At 30.4% G+C, this 4,160-nt stretch carries 5 protein-coding genes; all 5 read right to left on the bottom strand.

Annotated elements, in window-relative coordinates; genetic code table 11:
• Positions 1-20: 20 nt before the first annotated feature.
• Complete coding sequence (locus AACY61_RS09755; protein ID WP_339611386.1) at positions 21-1,277, bottom strand: UDP-glycosyltransferase; 1,257 nt, start codon at positions 1,275-1,277, stop codon at positions 21-23.
• Between the two features lie 15 nt (positions 1,278-1,292).
• Positions 1,293-2,219: a glycosyltransferase family 2 protein gene (locus AACY61_RS09750; protein WP_339611385.1), complete on the bottom strand. Its 927-nt coding sequence runs from the start codon at positions 2,217-2,219 to the stop codon at positions 1,293-1,295.
• Positions 2,216-3,100: a beta-1,6-N-acetylglucosaminyltransferase gene (locus tag AACY61_RS09745; RefSeq protein ID WP_339611384.1), complete on the bottom strand. Its 885-nt coding sequence runs from the start codon at positions 3,098-3,100 to the stop codon at positions 2,216-2,218. Before AACY61_RS09745 ends, AACY61_RS09750 begins: the two co-directional genes overlap by 4 nt.
• A 7-nt stretch (positions 3,101-3,107) precedes the next feature.
• A complete protein-coding gene (locus AACY61_RS09740) occupies positions 3,108-3,950 on the bottom strand; it encodes a glycosyltransferase (protein WP_339611383.1) in 843 nt (280 codons plus the stop codon).
• A gap of 4 nt (positions 3,951-3,954) precedes the next feature.
• Positions 3,955-4,160 (bottom strand): hypothetical protein (locus AACY61_RS09735; RefSeq protein ID WP_339611382.1); only part of this gene is annotated, 206 nt, incomplete at its 5' end.

The raw sequence follows: 4,160 nt of genomic DNA, 5'->3' as shown, positions 1-4,160 counted from the left end.
TTTATTCTATTTATTTTTTACTATTCTGACTTTAATTTTTCTAAAGTTTCTCTCAAATAATCCACTCCAAGATACCGGTTTAATTCTTTGAAATTATACTTAGGACTATCCTTTTTTTCTTTCCAGTTTTCATACAGTGTCATCAACAGTTCTGAAATCTTTACCACATCGTCAATTTCTGCAGAAAAGGTGTATTCTTCACCCAACAAGCGTTTGGTTTCACTTAATGCAGGCCCTAAATGCAGTATGGGCTTACAAGCTGCTACACAATGGGGAAACTTACCGGGCAGGAACGGACTTATCTCTGCTTTGGCTTCCAGTATCACGTTGACCGATACATTGTCTTGAAGCACTTGTACCTCCTTAAAAGGTACATACCCTGTACTTACATATAGCTGTGGAATTACTTGTTGCTTTTGAATCAGAACTTCCTTGTGATACTCATGCCTTCCCAATAACACTAATTGGGTGTTTGCTCGTGCGTCGGGAACTTTTTTTAAAAACAGTTGAAACCCCTCTATCAGTCCTATAGGATTACGTTGTTTCATCAGGGCACCGGCGTGGAGCACTGTAAAAGAATTCTTTTTAAAATAATCAGGAATTTCAGTCAAGGTATTTGGAGTTTCAACCCATTGATGTGGAATAACTACACCTCTTTCCAAAAAATCAGGGAAATAACTCCCCATCCACTCTTGCAACAAACGTGAAGGAAACACCCCATAGGCACAGGTTTTGGAGATGGCCCGCATAAACTCTTGTTTTTGAAAATAGCCAGGCTCCACCCAGGTATAAGGCCGGGGGTAAAAATGCATGGGATAGGGGTCATGAATATAAGCCAGCCATTTGGTATGCCATTCAGGCAAACCAAGAAGCGCTTTATGAGGGCGAAAGCTAGCTGCTTTGCTCAAGGTGATCACCCAGTCAAACTCCCTTGAGTCTTCCTTTTGTAAAGTTTTTTTAATGCTATAAGTATCATTAAAATGTGCAAATGAAAAGCCCCACTTTTTTTCAATTTGGTTATTTGCATTCCAGCCTGTTAAGCGTTTAATCAGCAATTGTAATTTAGATAATAGATACCATGGGGTGCTCTTTTGTTCCTGAATCGAGACACATTCTAAATCGGTTAGTTCAATCTCTTTTCTATTAAAATGATATACTTTTACATGAAAACCGGCTTTTATTAAATTTTGAATCAAAGCCACCCGGCCTTTGGAAGCACTACTGTCATTGACATCAATTGATTCTGATACAATAAGAAGTTTGGTTTTCTTTTGCATAGTATTTGATAGGTTTTAACTAAGTCTCTTTTTGAGTTTATAGAGAGGTCGAATAAGTCCATTAGCATAATATCTTGTCTTCAACTTTAAGTTCTCTATGGTATTAAAAGCTTTCTTATGTGCCCTAACATAGTTAAAAATTTGTTTTTCTTTTAAAAAATGAGCCAAACCTACAAAATATAAACCAAGTTGATAGGTTAAATGCTTGTGTTCCGCAAGATGATTAATTACTAAACGACAAGCTTCTATTTTTGAAGCCCTACGTGTTGGGTCATGGCTCCAGAATTCACCGGTATTAGATTGAGGGTGCTTTCGGTTAAAATAAAGAATATTATTAAGCATAACACCTTTTTTGTTTGTGGTTAAAATACGCAAATAACATTCCCATTCCTCAGCATACATTAAATTTTCATTAAATCGAATATTATCGAAGCAGGAAATATGCCACATTACAGTACAGGATGCTATGGGTACTTTATTGGTTAGAAAATTATATAAATTAATAACAACTTTGTTATAATTATCATTTTGTTTTACAAAGGACTCTATATATCTTCCGGTAAAGCTTTGCTTTTTATAAATACAAAAATCACTTTTACATTCTTCCAAAACATTAATGCATAATTCTAAATTTTGAGGATGCACAATATCATCATCATCAAAAAAAATGATATACTCACCTTTTGCTATATCTAACCCATAATTACGGCAACCAGGCAGCCCTTTTTTATATTTATCAGGTCTCTGATAATATTGAAACCTCGGATTTTTTTTTAAATAAGATTCTAAAGTTGCTTGAGTAGCGTCAGTACTTCCATCATCAATAATTAGGCACTCCCAATGGATATAGGTTTGGTTTTGAACAGAAACCAAGGTCTCTTCAATCAGGTGTGCCCTGTTAAAGGTTGCCATGATAATAGAAACTTTCTTATTCGAGCTCAAATAATTGATTTTTTTAGCATAATTAATAAACTATTAGAAAAAGGGTATTCAAACTTTCTTGCAAATATGGACTCATGATTTGTAAGATTTAAAAAATCTGAATGGTCCAAAACAGAAGGGTTATTTCCATTTCTAGCGCTCCAGTCTATATACCTAAGATTATTGTTCATGACACTGTCCTTAAACGGAGAATTCATTATAACTGTTTGAAAATAAAACTCCTCAGAACATAGCGTAAATTTGAAACGATTAAGTACCTTTTTATTTATTTTGGAATAATCCTTTACATAATTTAAACATGATCTGTTTAAACTCCACCATGTCGAGCCACCGTACAGTTTAGGGAATTTACTTGAAAAGGACCTTTTAAGTCCTATTTTTTTTTGAAACCTAAATATCATTTTAATTCTACCTTTCTGTTTAGGAACTTTTGCATTAAATAAATCATAAAAATTATAATACTCTAGCCTATCTAAACCACCATTATTAGCCCAGCCCATTTTGGGGACTTCAAAATTGTCTAAATAATTATTTAGTTGATTTTGTGAAAAGTAATCTTTAAAGTAGTCTTTATTTTTTGTAGGAAAGTCATGACCACTTATAAGATGAAAATATTCATTTTCTTTGTCTTTTAAAGCTTCTTTTGCTAAATACAAGATGCATCTCAAATGATTGAAGCTTCCCCAATTTACTTTATACTTTTGCGAAAAATGTGAAACTACTTTTCGAGTTTTTATTCTATTAACTTCTTCTAAGGAAAGCTTACTCTTTTTATCATAATGTATATAGATACTAAAATCATCAACATTATCAAAGAAATTTATTATTTCTACTAAATGACTATAATTTTTGTAGGCTGTTATTAATATTGCTTGTTTCAAGAAAAAATCATTTAAAAATTATTTTAACGATACTACAGTGTTTCTTTGAAAAAGGTTTATTTAAAAAATAGTAAAACCAATACTTCAAAGCATATACCTTTAAATTAAATTTAGAAAAATTGTTTATTAAAATAAAGTAACTGTAAAGTTTATCCTCTAGTTTAATAGATTCTTTATTAATTGCTCTGGGCAAATATTTTGAATAATGTTTATAAAAATTTAAATTTGATAATAACCATTCTTTATTTTTGATTCCATTAGAAAAATGTTCAAGAAGTATTTCATTAGTAACCACAATTTTGTGCCCTTGCCTTAAATAATCTAAACAAATGCTTTGATCGTAATTATGAAATGCATTCATATTTTCATTAAACCTAATTGATTTGGTTTTTCTTAATCCAATAAATACACCGTCAATTACAACTGTCTCTTCAAAAGGCTTATTATTAAACCCTCTATTAATTCTTTTTATTTCATTTCTTTCAGGAAAATGTTGAATCAAATTCATCACCCAATATTTTGTATTGTTTTCCCACCAGGAAGTTGGTGATTTGGTTTTGATTTTTGATCCAGCTATTCCTACTAATCCAATTTCATTATTAGTTTTAAAAATTTCAAACAATCTAAAACCCCAGTCGTTTGAATGAAAAATAATATCATCATGTATAAAGCAAACTATATCATAAATACTTTTTTCTAAACCATAATTGTATGCTGAAGCTATTGTATGTGTGTTTTTAGAATTATCTATAACAATTAATTCATAAAGACAACCAATTTTTTCTTGTATAGAAGTAAATAATTTTTCTGATATATTACTTTTCCTTGAGCAAACAATAATAGAAATCATTAATCTAATTTGTATTAAATCTTTTAAAAACTAACTGTATTTTTTTTAATAAAATTTTCATAATTTCCCATACTGTTATATGTTTATGTATATTATCAATTTTATTCTCAATCTTAAAATTACTCAAAAAATCTATAATCAAAAAATTCAATCTATTACTCATACTAATATTTTGATTTTTACAAATCTTCTTAAAATTATCTTTAATCT

The organism is uncultured Planktosalinus sp. (assembly GCF_963973675.1).
Classification (GTDB): domain Bacteria; phylum Bacteroidota; class Bacteroidia; order Flavobacteriales; family Flavobacteriaceae; genus Planktosalinus.
The sequence above is the reverse complement of the archived record's forward strand: the minus strand, read 5'-3'. Positions and strand labels throughout refer to the sequence as shown.

What these genes read in the sequence shown, in the direction of transcription:
- AACY61_RS09755 (WP_339611386.1), bottom strand. Translation starts at nt 1,277, where the DNA reads ATGCAAAAGAAAACCAAACTTCTTATTGTATCAGAATCAATTGATGTC.
- AACY61_RS09740 (WP_339611383.1), bottom strand. Translation starts at nt 3,950, where the DNA reads ATGATTTCTATTATTGTTTGCTCAAGGAAAAGTAATATATCAGAAAAA.